3 protein-coding genes are annotated in these 2,433 nt (G+C 76.3%); 1 reads left to right on the top strand and 2 read right to left on the bottom strand.

What is annotated here, in order from left to right:
• A partial coding sequence (locus ACFV61_RS35540; protein ID WP_380496283.1) for an HAD-IC family P-type ATPase occupies positions 1–738 on the top strand: 738 nt, incomplete at its 5' end.
• On the opposite strand, the gene ACFV61_RS35535 is transcribed toward ACFV61_RS35540, so the two are convergent.
• Both ACFV61_RS35535 and ACFV61_RS35530 read right to left on the bottom strand, forming a co-directional pair.
• The gene (locus tag ACFV61_RS35535) at positions 705–1,907 is read right to left on the bottom strand and encodes an MFS transporter (RefSeq protein WP_380496281.1); all 1,203 of its coding nucleotides are present in this window, start codon (positions 1,905–1,907) and stop codon (positions 705–707) included. The two genes, ACFV61_RS35540 and ACFV61_RS35535, sit on opposite strands and share 34 nt — an antisense overlap.
• 122 nt (positions 1,908–2,029) lie before the next feature.
• Positions 2,030–2,377: a helix-turn-helix transcriptional regulator gene (locus ACFV61_RS35530; protein WP_380496279.1), complete on the bottom strand. Its 348-nt coding sequence runs from the start codon at positions 2,375–2,377 to the stop codon at positions 2,030–2,032.
• Positions 2,378–2,433 lie beyond the last annotated feature (56 nt).

The raw sequence follows: 2,433 nt of genomic DNA, 5'->3' as shown, positions 1-2,433 counted from the left end.
CGCCCGCGCGGTGGGGGGGGGTCGCGCGCGGCGCGGGCCCCCAGGGCGGCCGTGCCCCCGGGGGGGGGGCGCGGGGGGGCGGCGCCCCCCCCCCCCCCCCGCCTGCGCCCCGACGCCGCCGCCACCGTCACCGCCCTGGCGGCCCTGACCGGCGCCGCCCCGGTGCTGGTGACCGGCGACAACCCGCGCGCCGCAGCCCGCCTCGCCGCCGAGGTCGGCATCACCGACGTCCGCGCGGGGCTGCTCCCCCAGGACAAGGTCGCCGCCGTCCAGGAGCAGGAGCGGGCCGGGCGCAAGGTGCTGGTGATCGGAGACGGCGTCAACGACGCCCCCGCCCTCGCCGCCGCCCACACCGGCATCGCGATGGGCCGGGCGGGCTCCGACCTGGCGCTGGAGACCGCCGACGCGGTCGTCGTCCGCGACGAACTCGCGACCGTCCCCACGGTGATCGCGCTGTCCCGGGCGGCCCGGCGGCTGGTCGTCCAGAACCTGGTGATCGCCTCGGTGTTCATCTCCGGCCTGGTCGTGTGGGACCTGGTCGCCACCCTGCCCCTGCCGCTCGGCGTCCTCGGCCACGAGGGCTCGACCGTCATCGTCGGCCTCAACGGCCTGCGGCTGCTGCGCGAGAGCGCGTGGAAGCGCGCGGGCGCCACCGGGCCGCGGCCGGTTCAAGAGCCGGTTCAGGAGCCGGTTCAGGAGCCGGTTCAGGAGCCGGCGCGGGCCCGGCGCAGCAGGTAGGCGCCGGAGGCGGCGGCGAGCAGCGCCATGCAGGCGGTGAAGACCAGGCCGGCGTGGGCCAGGCCGATCGGCGCGGTGAGCAGGCCGATGCCGATCACCGGGATCGAGATGCCGAAGTAGGCGACCACGAAGAGCGCCGACAGGGCGCCGCCGCGGTGCTCGGCGGGCGCGGCGGCGGCGATCTCGCCGACCGCTCCGCGCAGGCCCATGCCCTGGCCGGCGCCGCCCACCAGGGCGCTGAGCACGAGCAGTGGCAGGGCCGTCCAGGCGAGGGAACCGGCCATCAGGGCCAGCCCGGCGATGAGCACCAGGCAGCCGATCGGGATCGCCCGGGCGGTGCCCAGTCGGGGCACCAGGAGCTGGCCGAGAATGGAGGCGAAGAAGGCCGTGCACACGATCAGGCCGACGACGGCCGGGTTGTGGACGTCCAGCCGCTGGGCGAGGAAGGCCGGGCTGACGGAGGTGAAGACGCCCAGCAGGGAGAAGCCCGCGAACGCGGCGAGGCCGGCCGGGACGAACACCCCGCGGACCTCCGGCGGCAGGGACGGCCGGCGCGGCCGGGCGGTGCGCAGCGGGCGGGCGCCGGTGACGGTCTCCGGCAGGAGCCAGGTGACGGTGAAGGAGGCGGCGAGCAGCACCAGGTGCACGGCGAACGGCAGGGTGAGGGGGTGGCGTGTGTACTCGGCGAGCAGTCCCGACAGCACCGGTCCGCAGCCCAGGCCGCCGATGTTGGCGGCGGTCGCGACGAAGCCCGCGCGGGCCTGGTGTCCGGGTGGGGCGAGCTCCAGGACGTACGCGGTTGCGGTGCCGGTGAACAGGCCCGCGGACAGGCCGGACAGCAGGCGGCCCAGGGCCAGCAGCGGGAGGCCGCCTTCGGCCAGGAAGGCGAGGGCGCTGCACGCGGCAAGTGCCAGTCCGCAGAGCAGGACGGGCCGGCGTCCGACGGAGTCGGAGACGTTGCCGACGAGCAGCAGGACGCCGATGACGCCGAAGGCGTAGATGGCGAAGACGACCGTCACCATCAGTTCGGAGAAGCCGATCTGCTCCTGGTACAGCCCGTACAGCGGGGTGGGCAGGGTGGTGCCCGCCATGCAGACGGCGAAGCCGGCGGCCGCCCCGAGGTAGCCCGCCCGGCCCATGAAGGACCGCGCAGTCTGATGATCGGTCATTCGCCCACAGTAGGGCGGCCGTCGCCGTCGCAGCCACGGCTCGCGGGGCCGAATAGGCCGATCCGCCCAAGAACCGACGCCCGGCCCCGGCCACACCCACCCCCGGCGTGGTCGGCCATCGGCTACCGGATCGCGCCGCGGTCCGCGGACAGGCCGTGGGTGGTGCCGCCCCCGGCCCGCACCTGCGTCGGGAGCGCTCCCCAGTAGCGCCGGAACGCGGTGCTGAAGTGCCGGGTGTCCACATAACCGCAGGAACGGGCGACGGCCGCGACGGACAGCGGGCGCAGCGCGGGATCGGCCAGGCGCTGCGCGGCGACGTCCAGCCGTCGGCGGGTCAGGTAGGCGATGATCGTGCACCCCGTCTCCTGCTGGAAGAGCCGTGCTGCGTGGCGCTCGCTCAGGTGGACCTGGGTGGCGACGTCCCGTACCCGTACCGGGCGGTCGAAGTTGTCGTCGAGGTAGCGGGTCATCCGCGCGGCGGGGGGGGGCCGCCCCCGCCCGCCCCCCCCGGCGCCCCCCCCCCCCC

It is taken from the genome of Kitasatospora sp. NPDC059817 (genome assembly GCF_042731835.1).
GTDB lineage: Bacteria > Actinomycetota > Actinomycetes > Streptomycetales > Streptomycetaceae > Kitasatospora.
Note: the sequence above shows the minus strand (reverse complement) of the source record. Positions and strands in the feature narration are given on the sequence as shown.